Raw genomic sequence first — 26780 nt, 5'->3', positions numbered from 1 at the left:
AATAACGTTGTATTATGAGATTAACTGTTTTATTTATGCATTAACTTAAATTGTCCGAATATTGAGTTTAACTTATTGATAAGAAGTCATAGTTCTTGCTATCCCATTTAGCGAATTTTAGTGTATACTTTCGACACTTAATATTTACATCTCCTTATAATCATCTATGCATACTCAACCAAAAATTGCCATTGTAATGGGGTCGAAAAGTGATTGGGCTACTATGCAGCATGCTGCTGATATTTTAGATACTTTAGCCATTACTTATCATGTTGAAATTATTTCTGCCCATCGTACTCCAGATAAATTATTCGAATTTGCTGAAAATGCTAAAACAAAAGGCTTTGATGTTATCATCGCTGGTGCAGGCGGTGCAGCTCATCTACCGGGGATGTTAGCAGCAAAAACCTTAGTTCCTGTTTTAGGCGTGCCGGTTCAAAGTGCAGCATTAAGTGGTGTGGATAGTCTTTATTCAATCGTGCAAATGCCAAAAGGAATTCCTGTTGGAACTTTAGCTATTGGTAAAGCTGGAGCTGCAAATGCAGCCTTATTAGCTGCGCAAATTCTGGCATTACATAACCAAGAAATTTATCAACGTTTATCTAATTGGCGATTGAGTCAAACTGATGAAGTTTTAAATAATCCTGATCCGAGAGTAGCGATATAATATGACAATTCGATCTGTTTGTGTATTAGGAAATGGCCAGTTAGGGCGTATGCTTCGACAGGCAGGTGAACCATTAGGTATTCATGTTTATCCTGTAGGACTAGATGTTGAACCGGCATCAATTCCTTATCAAAATTCTGTAATTACTGCTGAAATTGAACGTTGGCCTGAAACGCAATTTACGCAAATTTTAGCTAGTCATCCTCAGTTTGTTAATCGAGATGTATTTCCTATTATTGCGGACCGTTTAACTCAAAAACAGCTACTTGATGAACTGAAATTACCAACAGCTAAATGGTTTGCTGTTAAAAATCAGTATGATTGGCCGAGTTTTTTTGAAAAATTAGGTGATTTACTAATTGTTAAGCGTCGAACCGGTGGTTATGATGGTCGTGGGCAATGGCGACTTTCAGTAGGTGATGACATCACTGTGCCAAATGACGTTTATGAAAATGCTATTGTTGAACAAGCCATTCCTTTTGAAAAAGAGGTGTCGTTGGTTGGGGCTCGAAATGCCAAAGGGGAAACAGTTTTTTATCCTTTGACTAATAATTTGCATCAAGATGGCATATTAAAAATGAGTGTTGCTATCCCATGTGAAAATGAGACATTACAGATAAGCGCTGAGCAGATGCTAGCAAAGATTATGCATAAACTTAATTATGTTGGTGTTATGGCAATGGAATGTTTTGTCATTGGTGATAGCTTATTAATTAACGAATTGGCCCCAAGGGTACATAATAGTGGCCATTGGACGCAAAACGGTGCTTCTATTAGCCAGTTTGAATTACATTTACGGGCTATTTTAGATTTACCGTTACCTAAGCCGGACGTTTTTTGTCCATCAGTGATGGTGAATTTAATTGGTACTGAATTCAACATTAATTGGTTAGCGGTAGATTTAGTTCATTTGCATTGGTATGAAAAAGAAGTAAGAGTAGGGCGTAAAGTTGGCCATATCAATTTAAGCCATCAACATCGCCAAAAATTGATTGAAGCCTTAAATCAACTTGATTCTATGTTACCAGCAGAATATGGTTCACCAATCGAGTGGGCAAAACAGAAATTATAGCTGATTGAACCTCAGGTTGCGATATGATCGATTTTAATAAAAAAATTAATTATCAACGATATGCCAGTAAACAACGACAAGCATCTGATGAATATTCTGTCTTGCGTTTTTTTGAAAGTGATCGTGGTCGCATTCTTAATTCAGCAGCTATACGGCGTTTACAGCAGAAAACACAAGTATTTCCTTTAGAGCGTAATTCTGTTGTGCGAACTCGGCTTACTCATTCAATGGAAGTACAACAAGTTGGTCGTTATATCGTCAAGGAGATTGTCAATCGTCTTAGTCTCTCTGGAAAATTAAAGACGTTTGGCCTAGATAAATCTGTCATGTCTATAGAAAGCTTAGTTGAAATGGCTTGTTTAATGCATGATATTGGTAATCCGCCATTTGGCCATTTTGGTGAAGCTGCGATCAATCAGTGGTTTACTACGCGTTTGGGAATTGATAAAGATTCAAGCTACCCAATACTTAATATTAATGAGAGCGATGCACAATCACTCAAATCATTAAAATTAAAAATTCGCCAAGATCTTGCAAATTTTGAAGGTAATGCCCAAGCGATTAGATTAGTTCATACTATTCTACGACTTAACTTGACCTATTCACAAATTGCTTCAATTCTAAAATATTCCAAACCTGCTTATTGGTCTAATGATATTCCAGATGAATTCAGCTATTTGATGAAAAAACCTGGATACTATTTGTCTGAAGAATCTTTTGTTAATGAATTATCACAGCAACTGGATATCCAACCATTTCATCGCTATCCACTTACTTATATTATGGAAGCGGCGGATGATATTTCCTACTGTATTGCCGATCTGGAAGATGCAGTAGAAAAGAAAATTTTGACTGTGCAACAGCTTTACCACTATTTAAAAGAAGCATGGGGCCCAGTTAAAAAAGGTGATTTATTTGATGAAGTTGTTAATAAACCTTATGACAATTTGAAAAAAAATGAATTTGAAGCGATAGGTATTGACCAATTCTTTATGTATTTACGGGTAAATACTATTGCTAAATTGGTACCTCATGCGGCAGAGCGATTCATTGAAAACATTGAAACAATCTATCATGGTTCATTTAATCACGCTTTACTTGAAGATCATGAAGCTGAGTATAAATTACTGAATATATTCAAAACAGTTGGATTTGAACATATATTTAATCATGAGATGGTTGAAAATATTGAATTACAAGGTTATAGAATAATAACGGGTTTGTTGGATATTTATAGTCCACTGCTAAATATGTCAACAGATGATTTTATTAACTTAGCCAAAACAAGTAATCATAAAAACTATCCTATCGAAACAAGGTTGTATCATAAATTATCGGCAAAACATTGTGTTGCTTATCAACAAGCTATTGCATCATTGGACAAAGGGCATTGTAACTTTAAATGTTGGGAATTTTATTATCGTTGCCGGTTAATTCAAGACTATATTAGTGGTATGACTGATCATTTTGCTTATGACGAATATCGCAAACTAATGGTAACATTCTGATTATTAATATCTATCGGCACCAAAAATAGGCATAAGCACCAAATTGGTGCGATAGAAAGCTTATTTTTATCTTTAAAAACCCCTTTCCTCAAAATTTTTTACTTAACAATAATTACCGACCAATTTTAAAAATAGCAAATATTTCAATGGTTAATCATTCTATACTAATTTTGGCATGCTCCTTGCATTAACTTAAATAACATTAATAGTAATAAGGAGTAATGGATGAAATTTGTCACCGTAGTTATAAAACCTTTCAAATTAGAAGAGGTTAGAGAATCACTATCAAATATTGGAATTACTGGTTTAACCGTAACTGAAGTTAAGGGATTTGGGCGACAAAAAGGTCATGCCGAACTATACCGTGGGGCAGAATATAATGTCAACTTTCTACCTAAAGTAAAAATTGAGCTAGCAATTAGTGATGAATTGCTCGATGAGGTAATTAGTACCATTACTAAAGCTGCTTATACAGGAAAAATAGGGGATGGGAAAATTTTTGTTACTCCGCTAGAACATGTTGTTCGTATTCGTACCGGTGAAACTGATGAGTCAGCACTGTAATTATCAATAAGGATATCATTATGTTGAAAAAATTTATTCTCTGTTTCGGATTCGCTTTAGCAAGTCCAGTGTTTGCTGATGAAGTGGCAATTGCAGATAAAGCTGACAATGGTTTTATGATGATTTGTACTGCATTAGTTTTATTTATGTCAGTACCTGGTATTGCACTTTTTTACGGTGGCTTATTAAGATCTAAAAACGTTTTATCCATGCTGTCACAAGTATTAGTAACATTTTCGTTGATTGCGGTGTTATGGATAGTTTATGGCTACTCTTTAGCCTTTGGTGAAGGTAACTGGTTTTTTGGTAACTTTGACCATTTTTTATTGGTTAATGTTGGTATTACTGATATTTCTGGTTCGATCTATGAAATGATCTGGATTGCATTTCAAGGTTCTTTTGCTTGCATCACTTGCTGTTTAATCTTGGGTGCCTTTGCAGAAAGAATTCGTTTTTCGGCAGTTCTTATCTTTATGGTGTTATGGTTCACTTTCTCATATATTCCGATGGCTCATATGGTCTGGGGTGGTGGAATTCTTGGTGATGAAGGCGCATTAGATTTTGCTGGTGGTACTGTGGTACATATCAATGCAGCTGTTGCTGGTTTACTCGGTGCTTATATGCTTAAAAATCGTATTGGTTACAATCGAGAACCATTAAAACCGTTTAACTTACCTTATGTTTATTTAGGTGCAGCTATCTTATATATCGGTTGGTTTGGTTTCAATGCCGGATCGTCAACACATGCTGATGAAATTGCTGGTTTAGCTTTTATTAATACCATTGCCGCAACTGCTGCCGCTGTTTTAGCGTGGTCATTCGCCGAATGGATATTACGTGGTAAACCATCATGTTTGGGGGCAGCATCAGGCGTGATTGCTGGATTAGTGGGTATCACTCCAGCAGCAGGATTTGTTGGTGTTGGTGGTGCAATGTTAATTGGTCTTATTTGTGGGGTTGCCGGTGTTTGGGGTGTTTCATCTTTAAAAAGGATTTTAAAAGTTGATGATACCTGTGATGTATTTGGTGTACATGGCGTATGTGGTATTGTTGGTTGTCTACTAACTGGGGTTTTTGCTTCTGAGTCATTAGGTGGAACAGGTTATGCCGATGGTATCACTATGACAAGTCAAGTAGGTATACAATTAATGAGTGTCATCACTTGTGTCATTTGGACGGCAATAATAGCTTATATTGCGTATAAAATTGCTGATCTTAGTGTTGGTTTGCGAGTTTCTGAAGAGCATGAACGTGAAGGACTTGATATTAACAGTCATGGTGAAAGTGCATTTAACAGTTAAGATTATTTAGAAGGTTAAAATAAAAAATCTACAGTATGTCAATACTGTAGATTTTGCCTTATTAATTATTGTTAAGTTTTTTTAGTCATCCCAAAGCATAATAGTATTATCCTCAGTTAAGACTAAAGGTGGAGCGAAAAGGTAATCTTTAAATCTAGTTGGTAGCGATTGAACATTGTTCAAGTTAAATTGTATTTCAGGGTAAAACTTCGCAAATTCCTTTAAACGTTCATTTAGCAATTTCTTTACTCTATTTGATTCTTTGGCAATTAATATCTCGTCTTTTAACATGCCAATTTGCTTTTTATGATGTTCTGATTCAAATATTTCTTGAAAAATAAAAGAAAAACCTGACTTGTTATTATTTTGTTTATCATCATGATATTCCCTATATTCAGAATGGTGAAGTTTCAATTCCTTAATACGTAAACCAATAACTTCATCAATATGATCTGTATAATCATTTAATGTTGGGTCAAGATACGCTAAGGTTTTATGCTCAGGTATAGCATCATTGCTATGCACCAAGGTAAATAATGGTTTTTTATATGTCTTCATTCTGTAACTTCCTTTTAATTCAGGGTAAAAATAGAACAATAAATTTGACAACTAAACAGCGTTAATACTCATTATTGTCAAGGCATATCTGTTTAACTTTATGCTTACACATATAAAACAACTAATACTTTTACTATACTGCTATTTACAACTGACTATTAAAACTAATGATTTAATAAAAAAATCATCTTGTTACGATATAAATAAGACTAACATGCTATTTGATAGCTTGTTTTAAACCTACTATTTTGCTGTGCCTCCTGTAATGTTATATAAATATTTATTAATAAAAATCTTTAGTTAATATTTACTATATCTAACGGAGATATAGTAATAACTATATAGCTTTACTTGATTGGTTTAAGATAAATTGAATAAATCTTAATATGCTTGTTTATCTAGTTATTAATCTATAATAATAAACTGCATGTCTTAGGATGGTGATTTAGATTTGAGATATATTGATACCTCGAATTCCAATCACTGGTTGATATAAGTCCATTTTAGAAGTATCAAATCTTCTGGAAAATGTTTACTAAAAAAGGATAGACTTTATTAAGTTATCATATCGGACTTAATTTTTATGTTATTACGCTACTAAAAATATTTTTTGAAAACAACTTATTTTTATTCTTTTAAAAGCAACGCTAATCATTCTTAATTGAGAATATCAATAATGATATTGAGACGATCAATAAACTTTTCAATACCTACAGATAACATTACTTCATTTGTGTCATTTTACTAAATGTACTAAATAACAAAATATATCAACCACGGTAAAGACTTTATTTTATAGATGCTAAAACTTATAAAAAATATAGATTACTTTTCTTTGCTATTTTTGATAACACTATACTTTTTTATGCTAATAGATACTAGTATTTTTTATGTTTTTTGTCCAGTATTTGACAAATGATCTATTATTAACTTTGCATGAGCTAAATTGTTGCAACATTATCTTTACGTAAAACTGATAAAAAACAGTGGCTTTCTGAATGGTAATAGATTAGATTAGTAAGATGATCTTGTATGGTGTTCTTTGGGATCACTGTAAATGAATAGTGAAGATAAAGTGTCAAATAGTAGCCGTTTTATTAACCGTTATCAGTTATCAAAGTTACATACATTTGAGTCTGCTGCTCGCCATTTATCTTTTGCTTCCGCCGCAGAAGAGCTCTGTATTAGTCCAAGTGCTGTAAGTCATCAAATCAACAAACTGGAAGAAGAACTGAATTTTAAATTATTTAACCGATTTCATCGTAGGATAACTTTGACCAATGATGGTAAAAATTTATTTGCAGTGGTTAAGAAGTCATTAAGTATTTTAAATCAAGAAATTGTTGATATTAAAAATAAAGATGTTACCGGTGCTATTACTATCTATTCTTGCCCATCTTTTATTCAAGAATGTTTGATTCCAAAGTTATCGCAATTTACGGAATCTTACCCCTATATCATTTTGAATATGATATCAGGCAATACCCCAATTAATTTTAACCAATATCCAGTTGATTTAGCAATCTATTATGATTCTTTGCATTATGATGAATTAGATTGTGAACATTTAATTAGTGAAACACTTATTCCAGTATGTACCCCTGATTATGCTAAGCAATTTAATCTATATAATAATATCGAAAATTTAAAAAAATGTACTTTATTACATTATAACACAGGCGATATGTTAGATTTTAGTTTTGATGAATGGCAAACATGGGCAAATTACTTTTCGTTATCTTTTGATTTTATTAAGATGCAAAATTTGCTATTCGATCGTTCAGACCATGTTGTTGCTGCAGCAATCAATAATGCTGGTATTGCTATAGGTAGAAAACAGACTCTCAAGAAATATCTAGAATCTGGGAAACTGATTGCCCCTTTTTTAGATATGGAAGCACCATGTGCACAGCGTTATTATATTTGCCGATCACATGAAAGATATAATCCTAAAATAGATGTTTTTGTGCAATGGCTTAAAAGCCATATACAAGAATAATTATGATTCAGACAATTAAGTGCAGTAATTCTATTACTACACTTAATACATTGTAGGATTATTATTTTTTTAGGTGTTTTAAATTAGGTAAGGCAATGGCCAACAAAATAATGATCACTCCAATCCATTGGTTGAAATATACCGATTCTCTCAAATAGAAATAAGAGCATGTTACTGCAACGGGAAGTTCTGCTGCTGATAGAATAGCACTTAATGAAATGCCAATTTTTGGAATACCTACCGAGAATAAAAAAGGTGGTAAGACAGTTCCTAATAATGCCAGTAAAAAACCTAATTGGTAAATTTTATCACCAATACTGAATTCAAAGAAAAATAGTGGTGGAAAAATAATAAAGGTGACAATACAAGCTCCGGTTATCATGAGTGCACTTTTTTCTAATTTTGGTAATTCGTTACCAATATTGCTACTAGTGGTAATAAATAGCGAATACATTAATGCGGCTAAAAAACCAAATAAACATCCAGTTAAATTCAACTTAATGGTTTGATTGAATATACCTGCGGCTAAACAACTACCAATGATAATTGTAATGATTGTTACTAACTGAATAGGCGTTGGTTTATTTTTAAAAATAACAAAATCAATAATGACACTTATCCATAAATATTGCATAAGCAAAATAATAGCAATAGATGCAGGAACCAATTGCACGCATTGATAATAACAAATCCCAACTAAGCCTGGAAATATACCAACGGCACACATATGCCATTTTTTAGTTGAGCTTTTTTTGTGTTTATTCGTTACTTTATTTTTATTGGTGGCTTTTACTATAAAATGGATCCCCCATAGTATCAGCATACCAAAGAAACATTGAACTCCAGTCACTTGGCCTAGTGTATAACCTGATTTATAAGCGGTCTTTACAATAGAAGAGAGAACGCCGAAGCTACAAGCGCCTAAAAAAACTAATAAACCACCTAAAAATTTTTCTTTCATAGCTAAATCTCATTACTTTTAAAACTATATGTGTCGTCAATTATTGGCACATAAAAATTATAACCAACAAGAAATATCCTGTGGCTTTATGTCACTATTTTTACGGTATGGGAATACTCAAAAAAACAGAGGATAAATAAGGGATAAGTTATCCCTTATTTATATTGATAAGTTATTACTTCGCAGATTCGGTTTTATGTTGGTCATAGTTAAAGGTAAAATAAAACACTATACCTAAAACTAATGCATAAGCTGCAAAACTTAACCATATTGAGTGCCAATCTTTTAATCCATCATGTGTATTGATATCAACCACAATACCACTAATAAATGAACCTATAATAGCACCGATACCATTAACCATGGTCATAAATAACCCTTGGGCACTAGCACGTATATTAGCATTAACTTCTTTTTCAATAAAGATGGATCCTGAGATATTAAAGAAGTCAAATGCACAACCATATACAATCATTGATAGCATCAATAATACAAAACCAAATGGTGTTGGATCACCATAGGCAAAGAAGCCAAATCTAAGTGTCCAGGCAATTAAGCTGATCATTATGACTTTCTTTATGCCAAATTTGTTAAGAAAATATGGGATAGTCAAAATAAAAGCAACTTCTGCCATTTGCGAAACAGATAATAATATCGCTGGATGTTGAACAATTATGCTGTCTTGAAATTCGGCAATTTTGCCAAAATCTTTTAAAAATGCACCACCAAAGGTATTAGTGATTTGTAATATAGCACCTAATAACATCGAAAACAGAAAAAATATCAACATTACTGGTTTTTTAAATAACACAAATGCATCTAAACCTAAACGTGAAATCCATGATTGTTGTTGGTTTTTGGTGATTTCAATATTGGGTAATGTCGCACTATAGATAACTAAAATAATGGAAGCCGTACAAGCAATATAGAGCTGAGCATTGCTTATATCGAATTTTAGTAAACTGATGGTCCACATTGCGATAATAAAACCTACCGTTCCAAAAACGCGGATTTTTGGAAAAACCGTAACAGTGTCTAAATTACTCCTATCTAAACAGTGATAACTTAATGAATTAGATAATGCTATAGTTGGCATAAAAGCCATTGCATTAACCAGCATCACCCAATACAGTTGATTTGGTGTTGTTACTGAGGCTGCATAAAATAACGCAATAGCACACATAGTATGACAAAGCATAAATAAGTATTTAGGTGGAATAAATTTATCGGCAATAATACCAATAATAAACGGCATAATTAATGCAGCAAAGCCTTTAGTACTGTAAACCAAACCAACGTCATAACCAGAAAAATTTAACGTGTTGATTAAATAAATACCAAAAGTCGTTAACCAGCTTCCCCAAATAAAATATTGGAAAAACATCATGACTTGTAATCTATGTTTTATGTTCATTATTTATATCCAAAATAAAGTGAACTGCTAGTATAAAATTATAAAAAATTACTTTTTAGAATTACCTATTAAAAACTAAAAACGAGCAATTGTTTTAGTAATCAATTGTAAAAAAGTTGATTTAACTCGTTCAGCGGTTTCAATAACTTCTTCATGACCTAAAGGTTGATCTAAAATGCCACAAGCCATATTGGTTAAACATGAGATTCCGATGGTTTTAATACCTGAATGATGAGCAATAATTGCTTCTGGTACGGTTGACATACCAACAGCATCAGCACCTAATACTCTGATCATTCTAATTTCTGCTGGCGTTTCATAAGTCGGGCCAGTCCACCATGCATAAACACCTTGTTGTAACGTGATATTAAGTTCTTTAGCAACTTCGCTAACTGTTGCGCGTAATTGTTTATTATATACTTCGCTTACATCAAGAAAACGTACACCTAATTCAGGATTATTCGGCCCCATTAATGGGTTATTAGCGGTTAAGTTAATGTGATCTGTAATTATCATTAAATCACCCGGTTTAAAGCTGGTATTAACCGCTCCACAGGCATTGGTAATGATAAGTTTTTCTACGCCAAGCATTTTCATTACCCGAACAGGGAAGGTAACTTGATCCAATGAAAAACCTTCGTAATAATGAAAACGCCCTTTCATGGCAACAATGGTTTTATCGCCACAGTTACCAATAACTAATTCATTAGCATGACCGACAGCAGCAGATTTGGCAAAATGAGGGATATTGTCATAAGGAATATGTACTGCATCTTCAAGAGTATCGGCAAAAGGGCCTAAACCAGATCCAAGTATAATTCCAATTGTAGGTTTTTTATCTGTTTGTTGTTGAATATAGTTTACTGCTTGTTGTATATCTGCTGTTTGATGCATGACTCTATCCTTTCAAATTTAAGTATACGCTTAATTGATAACACGATTAAAAATCATTATTTAAGAAACTTTTTTACTAATGCTTTAATTTTAAATTCAAGAAAATCATTATGATTATTAATCAGTTATGTAAAATTATTTATAATATCAATAACTGACAATTGATTAAAATTAGAACAATCATTTAAAAAAGAATATATAATAAAAACAAAGTTGTTCTTATTTTCGGCGTATATTATGATGATCTTCGATAAATAAAGAAAGATGTGAAATAATATATATTGAACTAAATTTATTTTTATATCAAAAAATCAATAAGTTGAATGGTTAATTATTTTATTGGTTATTTAAAATAATTGTTTAGTCTGAATTTATTATTGATAGCTTATTTCTCAGTGATTCGTTCACTATCGGTATAAATTACTCCTTGGGTGTTTCTAAAAAAACCAACTAAAGTTAAATTACTTTGTTTGGCTAGTTCAATTGCCATTGTCGTTGCTGCTGATACGGCAAATAGAATTTCTACACCACAACGAGCTGTTTTTTGTACCATTTCATAACTAGCTCGGCTTGAAACAAGAATTATTCCTTGTATGTTTTGCTTAGTTTCTTGTTGTATTTTTGCTCGATAACCTAACAATTTATCTAATGCAACATGTCTGCCGATATCTTCAAATCCAGCAATAAAATTACCAGTTAAATCCAACCATACAGCCGCATGCGTACAACCGGTTTGTCCCCCAACAGTTTGAACTTGCGTTAGATAATCAAGGGCATGATGAAAATCAGATAAACGGATTTTATCGTTTGATAAAAGAGGTGGAATAAATTGACAAACTTGCTCTATTTGTTCTGTGCCACAAATACCACAACCAGTAAGACCGGCTAAATTGCGACGCTTTTCTTTTAATTGCATAAACCGTCTTGACGATAGTTCAATATGGACTTCAATACCTTGTACTGTTTCAATAATATCAATGCTATAAATTTCACTAACTGATTCTATAATTTTTTCAGTTAATGAAAAACCAATAGCAAAATAATTAAGATCTTTTGGGGTTGCCATCATGACGACATGAGAAATACCATTATAAATTAGTGCCACTGGCTTTTCTGTGGCTACGGTATCATCTTCTGATGGTTGCAATTGACCATGTTTAAATTTATTTACATTAAAGTTTTTAATGCCCACTGTCATGGTTTATCTCGTAATAATTGTATGACTGAATCTAGCTATTATTTTAAATATAATAACTTAGCTTAGTATCAATAAAAAGCCCAATATTTAGATTAGTTGATTTTGTAAGATTCTACCAATGGTTAATCCCATTAGAATTATCATATATTTGTTGTGTTAGAATAAAGCCTATCCAAAATGATTATGCGAGGCAACTTTATGTCATTAAATGAAATTACGCATACGATTATGCAGTTTATTGAAACTCATCAAGTGTGGTCTCTGCCAATTATTTTTTTATTAGCATTTGGTGAATCATTGGCTATCATTTCTTTACTAGTTCCTGCTACAGCAATTTTATTAGGAGCCGGAGCTTTGATTGGAACTGGAGTGATTTCGTTTGTTCCAGTTTTGATCGCTGCATCGTTAGGAGCTATTATTGGCGATTTAATTTCTTACTGGTTAGGCAAACATTATCATCAACAGGTAATTGCTTCATGGCCATTGAATAAATACCCGAAAATGGTGTTTCGTGCTGAACAGTTTTTTCAGCGTTATGGGACATTTGGGGTGTTTATTGGACGATTTTTTGGTCCTTTGCGGGCAGTAGTTCCTTTGATTGCTGGCACCATGCATATGCCAGCAACAAAATTCAATATTGCCAATGTGGCTTCTGCTCCTATTTGGGCATTTGTCCTATTGGCACCGGGAGCTTTTGGGGTGCCATGGTTAGAAACAATTTTTGGCTAAACTGTGCCAATACTGTAACTTCGGCGACCACTTTTACGACCAAGTGCTTCTAAGTTCGTTTGCAATGGCGGGAATGGTAAGGTCAAGTTATGACGTCGATAAGCATCTAAAATGAGTTTATGTATGGCACTGCGTAGTTTCATTCGATGTCCCATTTCTGCCGCAAATACGCGTAATTCAAACAGTTGAATTCCTTCTTGAATATCAACTAAAAAGACTTGTGGTTCTGGATCGTTAAGTACAAATTCACACTCTTCACAAGCTTGTTGTAAAAGTTTCATAACCAGTTCACTATCTGCATCAATGGTTGCTGGTATGGTTAATACTATACGAGTTATTGAATCGGATAGGGACCAGTTGACTAATTGTTCTGTGATAAACGCCTTATTAGGCATGACAATTTCTTTACGATCCCAATCGACAATTGTAATAGCTCGTGTACTAATTTTAGTGATATTACCGGTTAAATCTCGAATCGTAACGGTATCACCAATCCGCACTGGTTTTTCAAACAAAATAATTAAACCGGAAATAAAATTAGCAAAGATCTCTTGTAGACCAAAACCTAGACCAACACCTAGTGCTGCAATTAACCACTGAATTTTTGCCCAATCTATACCAATGAATGAAAAAGCAATCATACATCCTATCATCAAAATAATGTACTTCGATACCGTTGTAATCGCATACCCAGTACCTGGCGCTAAATCTAAATGTTGTAAAATGCCTAACTCAAGTAATGCCGGTAAATTTTTAACCAATTGAACAGTAATGGTCATGACTAAAATAGCGATACATACCGCACCAAGCGTGATATGTTGTTCAATCTCAGTACCATTGATAATGGTACTTGTACCCCAAAGCTTTATATTATTCATAAAGGCAAAAGCCGAATGAAGTTCCGACCAAAGTAAGATCATACTGATTAATGCTATAAGCATAATAATTGATCTGACTAATTGTAATGATTGGGCACTAATCGCATCTAAATCGATAATAGGTTCATCAACACTATCATTGATTGAGTTTATATCTTCTTCGATGCCTTTGGCGCGTTGCATACGCTCTAATCGGCGTTGTTTAGTCCGTTCGAATTCAATACGACGTTTTTGTATCCACATCCAACGGCGAATCATAAAATAGATAACAAGCAAGCCAAACCAGATTATGACAGAGGCTTCTAATCTGCCTAATAAAACTTCTGCCGTCGATAAATAACCTAAACAAGCAGCAATAATAGCTAGCCATGGTGCACTTAATAGCATAAACCACAAAATATGACTTAATACGTTATCACCCGAACCTTTCTTATCAATATAAAGAGGAACGCCAGCTCGATGAATTGAGTTAGTCATAAACACTAAAGCAAAACAGAGGATAATAAATGCTATACGACCAATAGTTGCAGCAAATTGGCGATTACTAAACTGATCAAAACTCATCACAACGACAACTAATGGAATCACGACCCAAACAGATAGTTGATAGTATTTCATTGCGTGACGAACATTTTGTTTTGCCCAACCAAAGTGAGTAATAAATAATCCATTTGGAGATGCAAAGTGTGCCGTAATGATGAATACCCACAAAATAGGCGCAGCGGCATTGACACCATAACCTAAAGCAACTGCGACAGGGTAATCCCAATTAATTTGTAGCGCATAACCTAACGCTGCCCACAAAATAGGTACAGGTAATGCCATTATCAATGAAAAAATAATGACTTTTAAAGTTAAAGAATAATTATCTTGAGTGACTTTGCCGACTCGAGTAGCTGATTTATTTAAGAATGTGTTGTATTTGCCTCGCATTTTAAAATGCACATATACAAACATTATCGATAATACTAAAAAGAATAGTGGTTTTGGTGCACTAAGCACTTCTAAACAAGCATTGTAGAGTTGTGATAACGTATCGATTGAAACGGTGATATACACCACATCTTTGGCTAAGTCTAAAGGAAAACTAAGTGAAATAGGGTTAACATCAGCAACCCAAAAGAAGTAACGATGAGCAGCATCATTAACTTCATCGATAGCATTGGTTAATTGATTATTGGAAATTTTTAATTTAGTTAATTCAAGAATCGTGGTATCGGTTCCTGAAATTAATGTTTTAAGTAGTTCACTTTGCTCACGTAACAATCGTCGATATTGACTGGCTGATTTAAGATTATTTAAAGGAATGCTTAATGTCGGATAATTATCTAATCCGTTTAAGGTATTTGAATAATTAAGCTGTTGTACTTTCGCTTCAGCGATTTCTGCATCTAGTGGTTGAGACTTTGGTTTTTCTGGTAATCGCAATAATTGTTGGCGCAAAGTTTCGCCTAAGGCGGTTGAAAAACTTAACCATTCGCCTTGTTCAGCAAGTGTTGCAAGGGTATTTTGAACATGTGAAATTTGGGTATTAATATTATTTTGTTCATTAATGATGCTGGTTAAATGTGATTTTTGGTACTCCATATTCTGGCGAAGATCTTCATTTTTTTCATCAAGTTTAGTAATCACTTCTGCAAGTTGATCTTCATTATCAATAACAGGTATTGATTCTTCAGCTACAGCAAAGCATGAAATAGCAAGTAATATCCAACACAAAAAACCACGCATCAACATAGATTAGATCCTTTCTGCTAGTTTTTGACCTACTCGGGTAATATCACCATGTTTTAGATGGCTATCAAATTCAACAGCGTTGGAGGCAAATAAGGTGATAACGGTTGAGCCTAATTTAAAGCATCCCATATCTTGGCCTTTTGCTAATTTAACTTCCCCAGCATAAGTCCAACGTTTCATCACTCCATCACGAGGTGGTGTAATTATACCAGCCCAATTTAATTCAATACTACCAACGATAGTCGCGCCTACCATAATTTGAGCCATTGGTCCAAATTCGGTTTCAAATAAACAAATTACTCGTTCATTTCGGGCAAAAATATTTGGAATGGTTTCAGTTGTTGCTTTGTTAACTGAAAACAGAGAGCCTGGTACATAAATCATTTCACGTAATATACCATCACAAGGCATATGAAAACGATGATAGTTTTTAGGTGATAAATAAGTGGTAGCAAAAGAGCCATTTTTAAAAAACTTTATCATATCCGGATGACAAGCAAGTAAAGATTCTAATGAGTAAAAATGGCCTTTAGCTTGTAATAATAAATTATCTTGAATATTACCGAATTGACTAATTACACCATCTGCTGGCATGACAATTGAACTTGCCGCAGGATCAATAGGTCTCGCATCTTCATTGAGTTCACGAGCAAAAAAATCGTTAAATGTTGGATAATCTTTAGCATCAGTTAACTTCGCTTCACTTAGATCAATTTTGTATAGCTTACAAAAACCAATAATCATCCATGTTGTGACTTTTCCTAAACGTTTGTTGGCTAACCAACCAAATATAACTGTTAATAACTGTTTAGGTAAAAGATACTGAATTATTGCTTTTAATTGATTTAACATAAATAGCTCTCAATTTATTTATTAAATGAACCATTATATCAATATTTATTATGAAAGTATAAAAACACCATCTTTGTTCTTATTTTGTGGTACAGATCACAAGCATTTTAAAAATTTTGCCAAACTTATTTAACAATGGCCATCGATTAAAAGTGTAAATAAAAATAGTTCACTAGACTGTCTTCATTAGTAAAAGTGAGGGTAGTTATAATGGCAAATAGATATATTGCTGCAATTGATCTAGGCGCATCAAGTGGCAGAGTCATGTTGTCGAGTTTTCGATCTCAAACAGGAAAATTAACACTAACTGAGATACATCGATTTAGTAATGGATATAAAAGTGATGGTAAAAATTTTTGTTGGGATTTGACATACTTAGAACAAGAAATCATAACCGGATTAAACAAAATTATCCAACAAGATATCAAACTCGATAGTATCGGTATTGATACATGGGGGGTTGATTATGTGTTGCTTGATAAACAAGGTCAAATTGTCGGCCCTACTTACTCTTATCGAGATCATCGTACTGACAACATTATGTCAAAAGTACAAGATGACATTGGTCTAGAAAATATTTATCAAAAAACGGGAATTCAGTTTTTAACCTTTAACACACTTTATCAACTTAGGGCAATGATGCTTGAATCACCAGAATGGTTATCACGAGTAACTGATTTTGTCATGATTCCTGATTATCTGATTTACCGATTAACCGGTGTATTAAATCGAGAATATACCAATGCAACCACCACACAACTTGTCAATGTGACGACTCAAGATTGGGATAAAGATTTACTTGATTATCTTGGTATACCACGTAAATGGTTTGGTGATATCAGTAAGCCTGGAAATCAAGTTGGATATTGGAAAAGTGCCAAGGGTGATCATATCCCTGTAATAGCAGTCGCAAGTCATGATACTGCTAGTGCGGTTATTGCTGCACCAATCATCAATTTACATAGTGCTTATTTATGTTCGGGTACTTGGTCATTAATGGGATTGGAATCAAAACAACCACTGATAAGCAAACAAGCATTAAAAGCCAATATTACCAATGAAGGTGGTGTAGATGGTAATTATCGAGTATTAAAAAACATCATGGGATTATGGTTATTTCAACGGGTTTGTGCTGAAAATAACGTTAAAGATATTATTGAATTAATCGCATCGGCAAAACAAGAACAACCTTTTACGTTTCTTATAAATCCCAATGATCCACGGTTTTTAAATCCGGACTCCATGACAGAAACCATTAAACAGGTTTGTTTAGAAAACAGTGGTCAAACGCCTAAAAACCTCGCTCAATTAGTCAGATGTATTTTTGACAGCCTAGCTTATTTATATCGAGATGTATTACACGAATTATCGACACTGAGTGGTAATCCCATTAAGACATTACACATTGTCGGTGGAGGTTGTCAAAATGCTTTTTTAAACCAGTTATGTGCTGACTTATGCAATGTTAATGTCACCGCTGGACCTATTGAATCTTCGGCATTAGGAAATGTTGGCTATCAGTTAATTTCATTAGGTGAAATTGCGGATATTGATGCATTAAGACAGTTAATTTCACAGAATTTTGACACTAAATTTTATCAACCAAATTGTATTGAAAATTTTTATATTAATTAAGGAGTGCTACATGAACACAATTGAAAATGCTTATCAGATCGCTAAAGCAAGATTTGCTGAAATTGGGGTAGATACAGATGCTGCAATAGCAGCAATGGCAAAATTACCGATTTCAGTTCATTGCTGGCAAGGAGATGATGTTGGTGGTTTTGAAAAGCAAGAAGGTGAATTAACTGGTGGTATTCAAGCAACTGGTAATTATCCAGGTAAGGCTCGTACAGCTGATGAATTAAGAGCAGATTTAGATAAAGCCTTTAGCCTTATACCAGGCCCTAAACGACTAAATCTACATGCTTCTTATTTAGAATCAGATCAAAAAGTCGATCGTAATGAAGTTAAACCGGAACACTTTGCCAATTGGGTCAAATGGGCTAAAAAACATCAAATCGGTTTAGATTTTAATCCAACTTATTTTTCACATCCTTTAAGTAATGAAGGCACTTTAACCCATGTTAATCCAGAAATTCGTCAATTTTGGATAGAACACGGCAAAGCATGTCGTAAAGTATCAGAATATTTTGGTAAAGAATTAGGCACACCTTCTGTTATGAATATCTGGCTACCTGATGGTATGAAAGATATTACTGTCGACAAATTTAGTCCTAGACAACATTTAGTTGAATCATTGGATGAAATTATTCGTGAAAGAATTGACCCAAAATATCATATTGATGCGGTTGAAAGTAAATTGTTTGGTATTGGTCTTGAATCTTATACCGCTGGTTCAAATGAATTTTATTTAGCTTATGCGACATCACGTAAAACTGCATTATGTTTAGACGCTGGGCATTTCCATCCAACGGAAGTGATTTCCGACAAAATTTCTGCCGTTATGCCATTTGTTGAACATCTATTACTTCATGTTAGCCGCCCTGTACGTTGGGATAGTGATCACGTGGTACTTTTCGATGATGAAACGCAAAATATTGCAAGTGAAATCATCCGAAACAAACTATTTGACCGTGTGCATATTGGTCTAGATTTCTTTGACGCTTCTATTAACCGTATTGCAGCATGGGTAATTGGTACTCGTAATATGAAAAAATGCTTATTGAAAGCATTATTAGAACCAACAGAAAGATTAAAAAAATATGAACATGATCGTGATTTTACCTCACGACTCGCATTACTAGAAGAACAAAAATCATTACCTTGGCAAGCAGTTTGGGATCAGTACTGTTTATTAAATGAAGTTCCAGTTGGTGGTCAATGGCTAGATGAGGTTCGTCAATATGAAACAACTGTCTTAACTAAACGATCATAAGGAACATAAAATGCAACAGATTCTTTCTTCTTGGTTTGTAAAAGGAATGATCAAAGCCACTTATGATATGTGGCTAAAAGGCTGGGATGAGCGTAATGGTGGTAATGTCAGTTTAAGGTTACTTGAAAGTGATGTGATCTCTTTTCAAAATGAGTTTTATGAAAAACCACGTCATGTATCTTTGACGCAAGATGTCACTAAACTTGCTGACCAGTACTTTATTGTCACTGGATCTGGTAAGTATTTCCGCAATGTCATATTAGATCCTGCTGACACGTTAGCTATTGTTAAAATCGATGAACAGGGCAAAGGTTATTACATCATGTGGGGATTGATAAATGGTGGTTTACCAACTTCTGAACTAGCTGCTCATCTTCAATCTCATATTGTAAGAATTGAGCAAAGCCAAGGAAAAGATAGAGTCATCATGCACTGTCATGCAACTAATTTAATTGCTTTAACATATGTCCTAGAGCTTGATACTGCGGTAATTACCAGATGGTTGTGGGAAATGAGCACCGAATGTTTAGTTGTATTTCCTGATGGTGTTGGTGTGGTGCCTTGGATGGTTCCGGGTAAAGATGAGATTGGTTATGCCACTGCAAAACAGATGGCAAAACATAGTTTAGTTTTATGGGCTTTTCACGGTGTATTTGGAACAGGTCCAACCTTAGATGAAGCTTTTGGCTTAATTGATACAGCTGAAAAATCGGCAGAAGTTTTAGTCAAAGTGTTATCAATGGGAGGCAAACGTCAAACTATCACTTCGGAAGAGTTTAAATTGTTAGCTGAGCGTTTTGGTGTCACTCCATTGGAAGATGCTATAAAACAGTAAAAATTGCTAATAAAAATATAAGGATAAGGATATGGGTAGTTCAATTATTTTAGGCATATTCTGGCACTTTGTTGGTGCTGCTTCTGCTGCTTGTTTTTACGCACCACTTAAAAAAGTAAAAAACTGGTCATGGGAAACCATGTGGTCAATCGCAGGGTTATTTTCTTGGATTATATTACCATGGACAATAAGTTATTTTTTATTACCAGATTTTTGGGCTTACTATGGTTCGTTTGGTTCAGACATATTAATTCCGGTCTTCTTATTCGGCGCAATGTGGGGAGTCGGTAACATTGGTTATGGCTTAACAATGCGTTATTTAGGTATGTCGATGGGAATAGGTATCGCTATTGGGATAACCTTAATCGTCGGCACTCTAATGACTCCAATATTACAAGGTAAATTTGGTGAATTATTGGCCTCGACTGGCGGTAAAATGACATTATTAGGCGTAGTCGTTGCTGTTATTGGGGTTGCTATAGTAACTTACGCCGGCTTATTGAAAGAAAAAACCTTAGGTGTACAAGTTGAAGATTTTAACTTAAAGAAAGGCCTTCTTCTTGCCATCATGTGTGGTATTTTCTCGGCTGGTATGTCATTTGCTATGAGCGCTGCAGTACCTATGCATGAAAAAGCGGCTGAGCTTGGTGTGGATCATTTATACGTGGCACTTCCAAGTTATGTCATTATCATGGGTGGGGGGGCAATTATTAATCTCGGTTTCTGTATAAGTCGACTCTGCGTTAAAAAAGACTTATCCTTCAAAAAGGATATCTCTGTTGCCAAAGCCTTATTAATTAGCAATATTCTTTTTGCTATCTTAGGTGGTGCAATGTGGTATCTCCAATTCTTCTTCTATGCTTGGGGGCATGCAAATATTCCAACAGAATATGGCTTTATGAGTTGGATGTTACATATGAGTTTCTATGTACTTTGTGGTGGGATTGTTGGTTTAGCACTAAAAGAGTGGTTTGGTACCGGTAAAAAACCAGTACGTATTCTTTGTATTGGTTGTTTAGTAATCATTGTTGCTGCCAATATTGTTGGTTTAGGAATGACTAGTTAATTAAAAGGAAAACATTATGGCTTATAGAATGATTTTAAATGAAACATCTTATTTTGGTGCAGGCTCAATCAGTCAAATCGTAGAAGAAGTTAAAAAACGTGGTTTTAAAAAAGCGTTAGTAGTTACGGATAAAGATCTAATCAAATTCAAAGTAGCAACTAAAGTAACACAATTACTAGATAACAATGGTTTTTCTTATCAAGTATTTGATGAAGTTATGCCAAATCCAACCATTAGTATTGTTCAAAAAGGGGTTGAAGTTTTCAAACAATCTGGTGCAGATTATTTGATTGCGATTGGTGGGGGGTCCCCCCAAGATACCGCAAAAGCTATCGGTATTATCATCAATAATCCAGAATTTGCGGATGTTCGTAGTCTTGAAGGCGTTGCGCCAACTAAAAAAACAGCAGTACCTACGATCGCAATTCCTACGACAGCAGGTACAGCTGCTGAAGTGACCATTAATTACGTAATCACAGATGAAGAAAATAAACGCAAATTTGTCTGTGTTGATCCACACGATATTCCGGCTGTTGCAATTATTGATTCAGATATGATGACAAGTATGCCTGCTAGTTTAAAAGCAGCAACTGGTGTTGATGCCTTAACTCACGCGATTGAAGGTTATATAACTAAAGGGGCGTGGGAATTATCAGACATGTTCCACTTGAAAGCGATTGAAGTTATTTCTCGCTCATTACGTGACTCGGTAAGCGGGATCGCTAAAGGTAGTGAAGACATGGCATTAGGACAATATATTGCTGGAATGGGTTTTTCAAATGTGGGCTTAGGATTAGTTCATGGAATGGCACATCCATTAGGAGCTTTTTATGGTACGCCTCATGGTGTGGCTAATGCCGTCCTTTTACCTCATATAATGGCTTACAATGCTGAATTTACTGGTGAGAAATATCGCGATATCGCTAAAGCAATGGGAGTCGCTTTGACGGAAAACATGACAATCGAACAAGTGAGAAAAGCTGCTGTTAATGCAGTTAAACAACTTAACATTGATGTCGGTATTCCTGCAACATTAAAAGAGATCGGTGTAAAATTAAATGATATTCCTGCGCTAGCCCAAGCTGCTTTTGATGATGTTTGTACCGGAGGTAATCCTCGCGATACTAACGTAAGAGAAATTGAGCAATTATATCATTCTATTTACCAATAAAAATGACACAATGAAAGTGAAATAGGTTAAACATAAAGTTAACCTATTTCAAGTAAAAAGGAATTATTATGATAAGAAAAGCGAGTATTATGCAGGTTCATCCTGATAAACATGCAGAGTATAAGAAGCGGCATGATGAAATATTTCCTGACTTAGTGAAAGAACTTAAATCACATGGAGCTCACAATTACTCAATCTTTTTAGACAGCAAAAGAAATTTACTTTTTGCCTATGTCGAAATTGAATCTGAGGAACGTTGGGATGCTGTAGCTATAACAGCTGCTTGTCAAAAATGGTGGGCATTTATGAAAGATATCATGCCAAGCAATTCTGATAATAGCCCGATTAGTGAATCATTAACTGAAGTTTTTTATTTATTATAAAATATTCCTCTCTTTAATACACATCAAAGAGAGGAAACTAAATATATAATCATTTCTACACACTCAATTATCACTTCTTATCGTTAAATAGGGCTCGATATTCGGAAGGAGTCTGATTGGTCAGCTTTTTAAACACAGATGAAAAATAGTTACTATCATCATAACCACATTCTGCCGCAATCATACTAATCGAATAATCAGTAGTTCTAAGTAAAGACATTGCATCACATAGACGTCTTTTTTGTAAGTAGCCAGTAATAGTCATCCCTGTTTGACTTTTAAATAAGCGACTAAGTGAACGGCTTGCGATATGATTGTCTTTGCAAAAAACATCAATATTAAATGGGGTTGCAATACTGTTATGAAGAGCAGTGAACAATAAATCCAATTGATGAGTAGCAGTAGGTAGAGCTACCGTAGGAACTTGTTTAATCCGGTCTAACAAAATAACCAACTGCAAAAAAAGAGCCTCAGATAAATGAACGGAGGCTAAATTGTTTTTCTTAGACTCAACATCTAACTGTTCAATAAGTGGTGATAAAAGTTTAAGGGATGAAGGTTGAATACGCCAAGACCGTTCATTATGTCTAGCAGTCACTTTAGGTAAATAAGACTCAATAGTGGATGATAAAAATAGTGATTCTCTCAAATATAAAATATTATCCAATCTAAGGTCATTAACAGATTCATAGCCATGCACATCTTTCGGATTAATATATAAAATATCACCACTGGTAATCGGATAAACATATTCATTCCAATGATGTAGCCCATTACCAGAACAGACAATCACAATTTCATTAAAATCGTGGTTATGCAAAGGAAAGGGTTGTTGATGATCACGTCTTTCGACAGTAACAGTATTTATCTCCGAAATAAAATAGTCTTGTTTATATAAACGTAAACATTTTTCCATAGACTGTTCCTGATTGATTAATGATAACGTTTATCTGGATTATTACGTAATGTTTGTGGCGAAAACGTAAATTCTTGTTTAAAACAGGTTGAAAAATAAGCACTATCATTAAAACCACATTCTTGTGCAATAGTTGTGATGGATTTATTGCTGTAAATTAACTGTGTGTAAGCATTAGCCAACCGTAGTTTTATTAGATATTTTTGTGGTGTGACACCAATTTCATTCTTTATATGTCGATGAAAAGAGCGTAATGATAATGAAAATTGCTCAGTTAATTGTGCCCAATTAATTTGCTCCTTAAAATTGATTTGTAACCAACGTAGAAGTTGTTTAACGCGATTATCATAGGAACCAGAACCCTGATTAACATAAAGATTATTATTAAAAATCAAAAGTAATTGTAAAAATAAACTCTCCTGAATAGCATTTGATTGATTTGGCGTTAATTGCTTAATAATCGATTGAATATTTTCATAAGATTTTTTATCAAAAAAGTAATGCGATTGAATTGGATCAGGATTTGGAATTAATTGATTTATTCCATTGATAAAATGAAAATTTTTAGGATCTCTAAACAAAATATTGGTCAAATGCAAATCATGAACGCTCTCGTACAAATGACAGTCGGAAGCCTTAATATAAAACATCATGCCTGGATACAAATCAAAAAGTCGCCCATTCAATATGTGTTTACCGTATCCACTAGTTACAATAACGATCTCATTGAAATTATGGGTATGTTCAGGATAGACGGGTTGTGGTGTTCGAGGCTCAATGGCGATATTTTGATCGCTAGACGAGAAAAAATCTTTATCAAGTAACATTTCAATCATTCTGAACCTCACTTCTTTTTAAAACTTACAACCACATTCTAAAAAGTAAATCGAAATCTCACCTTTAATATTTGGACAGCTAACATAATATTTTGGCTATAAATTATAGCTATGCATGACTTTTTATTAAAAATGTGCGAAGCTTCACATTTTTAAAATTTTTCCGTTTAAAAGTTCATCAGAACGCGATTGAATACCAAGCAGTTGAAGTTTTTTTATAGAATAAAAATTCTAAAATTTTTATTTGTTTCGATAACGTTAGTTATGATATTTATTGTTTGCTATAAATTGATTTATAGTAAAAATAAAAAATATATATGGTGATATTAATTATTTTTCTGACTTGGTGAGGGTGTTTTTTATACAAAATAGCAGAGCATTTTTAATTATCATCAAAACTTTCAGGTATATCTGTTTCTTTCAAAATTCAAAAAAATAATTAACCGTGAACTAAAAAACTACTCCAGTTAGTCTGACTTATTATGGAGGTGCTCATTTTTTTAGTTATAGTTTATAGAGCGATGATAGCAAAGATAATAAAAGAGAAAAATATCACTTGTGCAACACTTAAGGGAAGCCAACAGAAAGAGCGGTTGAATGTTAGCCTATCATAGTTACCTACACAAATTCATTGATGTTGCAATTGAAATTTATCTTAATTATTCATAACGAACAATGGAACATTTTACCACTGGGAGAAAATGCGGCCAAAGTTATAGGATACGCCAAATAGTTAACCATAATGATTCAACCGTTGATTGGCTATCAGGAATTTTCATTTAGTACATCACTTCACTTCTGAAAAAGTTTACCGATACAGTATTGCTTAATTACAGCCTCAATTAAAGAATTTTATATTCATCTTATTTTAGCTAACACAATACAAAAAATACCAAATTATCAATAATAAATATTGGAATTAAAATCCCTATTGACCATTTCATATAGCCAAAAAAGCTTGGCATATTAATTTTATGTTGTGTGGCAATACTTTTAACCATAAAGTTAGGTGCATTACCAATGTAACTTAATGCGCCCATAAATACAGAACCCATTGAAATTGCCAATAGTGTGTCTGCATAAGTGGTCATTAATGTAGTTGCATTACCCGAAGCTAAATTAAAAAACACCAGATAAGTTGGTGCATTATCTAAAAATCCTGACAATGATCCCGATAACCAAAAATACATACTGTTTATTGGTGTGGCTTGTTCACTGGTGACCAATGATACTACAGAACTCAAAGCACCGTCATTGCCGGCACGCAAAATTGCCAGAACGGGCACTATAGTAATAAAGATACCAATAAACAATTTGGCAACTTCTTTGATTGGATCCCAATTAAATTCATTGCCAGCTCGTACTTGCTTTGGCGTGATCAATATTGAAATAATCGTTATAGCAATAAAAAGGCCATCACGAACTAGATTTTGTAATTCAACTTGCGATCCTAATAGTGTGAAATTTATCGCCGGATGCCAAATGCCAGATAAAAGCACACTAGCAATTATCGCCACTAGTAAGCCGATATTTTTTAGACCATATAATTTAACTGCTTCTGAACTATGGTAAAGAGTAATATTGCCATATTGCTTACAATAATAATATCTATCGATAAAATAATAAATAATGAGTAATAAACCGGATGTCAAAATAACTGGTAATAACATATGTTTAACTGTCCAGAAAAAATCCACTCCTTTTAAAAAACCAATAAATAATGGTGGATCACCTAACGGCGTCAAACCACCACCAATATTGGCGACTAAAAAGATAAAGAAAATTACTGTGTGGACTGAATGGTGTCGTTGCCGATTAGCTCGCAGTATTGGCCGAATCATTAACATAGCTGCGCCAGTTGTTCCCATAATTGAAGCTAATACCACTCCAATGGCTAATAAAATAACATTTGATTTTGGCGTGCTTATTTTATCACTTTTGATAAGAATACCACCAGAAACAGTGAACAATGCCAAAAGTAATAATATAAAGGGGATATACTCTTCAATAATGGCATGAGCTGTTAATTGAATTGTGGTAGATAAACCAAAAGAAAATAACGCAGAGCCTAGAAATAGTAACGACCAAACCAGAACAATTTTGCCATAATGATGATGCCACAGCCGTGCTAGAAATAATGGGCATAATGCGATAGAAAGCAAAATTCCAACAAATGGGATAGCCCAAAATAACGATAACTCCTGCCCATTAAACTCGCTTGCATGCAGTTGAAAAGAGATTAGCATTAAACTAATAAATGGTATTATTGATAATTTGGATAGACGTTTCATTGCGTTATTATGTGAATTAAAAGTGGCAGATTATAACAAATCCACAGTTAA

Annotated in this window: 22 protein-coding genes and 1 pseudogene; 13 read left to right on the top strand and 10 right to left on the bottom strand. The window is 34.0% G+C overall.

Translation table 11 applies throughout. The features are described from left to right. Window positions 1-166 precede the first annotated feature (166 nt). From purE to amtB, 5 genes are all read left to right on the top strand, one after another. Window positions 167-667, top strand: a complete 501-nt coding sequence (gene purE / locus AC5LWZ_RS09135; RefSeq protein ID WP_198200399.1) for a 5-(carboxyamino)imidazole ribonucleotide mutase — start codon at window positions 167-169, stop codon at window positions 665-667. Window positions 668-674: 7 nt separating this feature from the next. Then, window positions 675-1739: a 5-(carboxyamino)imidazole ribonucleotide synthase gene (purK, locus tag AC5LWZ_RS09130; RefSeq protein WP_493464200.1), complete on the top strand. Its 1065-nt coding sequence runs from the start codon at window positions 675-677 to the stop codon at window positions 1737-1739. A gap of 23 nt (window positions 1740-1762) precedes the next feature. Beyond that, window positions 1763-3247, top strand: a complete 1485-nt coding sequence (gene dgt / locus AC5LWZ_RS09125) for a dGTPase (protein ID WP_493463538.1) — start codon at window positions 1763-1765, stop codon at window positions 3245-3247. A 225-nt stretch (window positions 3248-3472) separates the two neighbouring features. Continuing rightward, complete coding sequence (glnK, locus tag AC5LWZ_RS09120; RefSeq protein WP_086359933.1) at window positions 3473-3811, top strand: P-II family nitrogen regulator; 339 nt, start codon at window positions 3473-3475, stop codon at window positions 3809-3811. 20 nt (window positions 3812-3831) lie between these two features. After that, window positions 3832-5112 carry an ammonium transporter AmtB gene (gene amtB / locus AC5LWZ_RS09115; RefSeq protein ID WP_493463537.1) on the top strand — a complete coding sequence of 427 codons (1281 nt, stop codon included), beginning with the start codon at window positions 3832-3834 and terminating at the stop codon, window positions 5110-5112. An 81-nt stretch (window positions 5113-5193) separates the two neighbouring features. On the opposite strand, the gene AC5LWZ_RS09110 is transcribed toward amtB, so the two are convergent. After that, entirely contained in the window at window positions 5194-5670 is a 477-nt protein-coding gene (locus AC5LWZ_RS09110; protein WP_110447516.1) for a hypothetical protein, read from the bottom strand. A 1057-nt stretch (window positions 5671-6727) separates the two neighbouring features. On the opposite strand from AC5LWZ_RS09110, the gene dsdC reads away from it, so the two are divergent. Next, entirely contained in the window at window positions 6728-7669 is a 942-nt protein-coding gene (dsdC, locus tag AC5LWZ_RS09105) for a DNA-binding transcriptional regulator DsdC (protein ID WP_198200393.1), read from the top strand. A gap of 61 nt (window positions 7670-7730) precedes the next feature. Here the strand turns inward: dsdC and AC5LWZ_RS09100 are convergent, their stop codons facing one another. The 4 genes from AC5LWZ_RS09100 to fdhD all read right to left on the bottom strand — a co-directional run bounded on the left by AC5LWZ_RS09100 (window position 7731) and on the right by fdhD (window position 12136). Beyond that, the gene (locus tag AC5LWZ_RS09100) at window positions 7731-8630 is read right to left on the bottom strand and encodes an EamA family transporter (RefSeq protein ID WP_110447518.1); all 900 of its coding nucleotides are present in this window, start codon (window positions 8628-8630) and stop codon (window positions 7731-7733) included. Between the two features lie 175 nt (window positions 8631-8805). Next, entirely contained in the window at window positions 8806-10044 is a 1239-nt protein-coding gene (locus AC5LWZ_RS09095) for a nucleoside permease (protein WP_493463536.1), read from the bottom strand. A gap of 75 nt (window positions 10045-10119) precedes the next feature. Next, on the bottom strand, window positions 10120-10938 hold the full coding sequence (locus AC5LWZ_RS09090) for a purine-nucleoside phosphorylase (RefSeq protein WP_065651819.1): 819 nt from the start codon (window positions 10936-10938) through the stop codon (window positions 10120-10122). Window positions 10939-11323: 385 nt separating this feature from the next. After that, the gene (fdhD, locus tag AC5LWZ_RS09085; RefSeq protein ID WP_294910072.1) at window positions 11324-12136 is read right to left on the bottom strand and encodes a formate dehydrogenase accessory sulfurtransferase FdhD; all 813 of its coding nucleotides are present in this window, start codon (window positions 12134-12136) and stop codon (window positions 11324-11326) included. 198 nt (window positions 12137-12334) lie between these two features. Here fdhD and AC5LWZ_RS09080 point away from each other — a divergent pair, with 198 nt between their 5' ends. Further along, window positions 12335-12865, top strand: a complete 531-nt coding sequence (locus AC5LWZ_RS09080; RefSeq protein WP_086360037.1) for a DedA family protein — start codon at window positions 12335-12337, stop codon at window positions 12863-12865. Here AC5LWZ_RS09080 and mscM read toward each other — a convergent pair. Further along, a pseudogene (mscM, locus tag AC5LWZ_RS09075) lies at window positions 12862-15345 on the bottom strand (miniconductance mechanosensitive channel MscM); the annotation flags it as partial. The gene AC5LWZ_RS09080 and the pseudogene mscM overlap by 4 nt on opposite strands. Window positions 15346-15483: 138 nt before the next feature. Continuing rightward, window positions 15484-16332 carry an archaetidylserine decarboxylase gene (gene asd / locus AC5LWZ_RS09070; protein ID WP_110447522.1) on the bottom strand — a complete coding sequence of 283 codons (849 nt, stop codon included), beginning with the start codon at window positions 16330-16332 and terminating at the stop codon, window positions 15484-15486. Between the two features lie 225 nt (window positions 16333-16557). On the opposite strand from asd, the gene rhaB reads away from it, so the two are divergent. From rhaB to rhaM, 6 genes are all read left to right on the top strand, one after another. Further along, entirely contained in the window at window positions 16558-17967 is a 1410-nt protein-coding gene (gene rhaB, locus AC5LWZ_RS09065; RefSeq protein ID WP_493464199.1) for a rhamnulokinase, read from the top strand. A gap of 10 nt (window positions 17968-17977) precedes the next feature. Continuing rightward, window positions 17978-19231: an L-rhamnose isomerase gene (locus tag AC5LWZ_RS09060; protein WP_294893159.1), complete on the top strand. Its 1254-nt coding sequence runs from the start codon at window positions 17978-17980 to the stop codon at window positions 19229-19231. A 10-nt stretch (window positions 19232-19241) separates the two neighbouring features. Further along, on the top strand, window positions 19242-20066 hold the full coding sequence (gene rhaD, locus AC5LWZ_RS09055) for a rhamnulose-1-phosphate aldolase (RefSeq protein ID WP_493463535.1): 825 nt from the start codon (window positions 19242-19244) through the stop codon (window positions 20064-20066). Between the two features lie 31 nt (window positions 20067-20097). Next, window positions 20098-21132: an L-rhamnose/proton symporter RhaT gene (gene rhaT / locus AC5LWZ_RS09050; RefSeq protein ID WP_198247533.1), complete on the top strand. Its 1035-nt coding sequence runs from the start codon at window positions 20098-20100 to the stop codon at window positions 21130-21132. A 16-nt stretch (window positions 21133-21148) separates the two neighbouring features. Continuing rightward, window positions 21149-22303 carry a lactaldehyde reductase gene (gene fucO / locus AC5LWZ_RS09045; protein WP_493463534.1) on the top strand — a complete coding sequence of 385 codons (1155 nt, stop codon included), beginning with the start codon at window positions 21149-21151 and terminating at the stop codon, window positions 22301-22303. A 68-nt stretch (window positions 22304-22371) separates the two neighbouring features. Beyond that, complete coding sequence (gene rhaM / locus AC5LWZ_RS09040) at window positions 22372-22686, top strand: L-rhamnose mutarotase (RefSeq protein ID WP_493463533.1); 315 nt, start codon at window positions 22372-22374, stop codon at window positions 22684-22686. Between the two features lie 70 nt (window positions 22687-22756). Here the strand turns inward: rhaM and AC5LWZ_RS09035 are convergent, their stop codons facing one another. The 3 genes from AC5LWZ_RS09035 to AC5LWZ_RS09025 form a co-directional block, all read right to left on the bottom strand. Beyond that, window positions 22757-23602 (bottom strand): helix-turn-helix domain-containing protein, encoded by an 846-nt coding sequence (locus AC5LWZ_RS09035; protein WP_110447529.1) that lies wholly within the window; start codon window positions 23600-23602, stop codon window positions 22757-22759. A gap of 17 nt (window positions 23603-23619) precedes the next feature. Continuing rightward, a complete protein-coding gene (gene rhaS / locus AC5LWZ_RS09030) occupies window positions 23620-24438 on the bottom strand; it encodes an HTH-type transcriptional activator RhaS (RefSeq protein ID WP_493463532.1) in 819 nt (272 codons plus the stop codon). Window positions 24439-25310: 872 nt separating this feature from the next. Continuing rightward, complete coding sequence (locus AC5LWZ_RS09025) at window positions 25311-26729, bottom strand: sodium:proton antiporter (protein WP_493463531.1); 1419 nt, start codon at window positions 26727-26729, stop codon at window positions 25311-25313. Window positions 26730-26780 lie beyond the last annotated feature (51 nt).

Source organism: Gilliamella sp. LMG 34362, from assembly GCF_984569125.1.
This window is presented reverse-complemented; position numbering and strand designations above follow the sequence as displayed.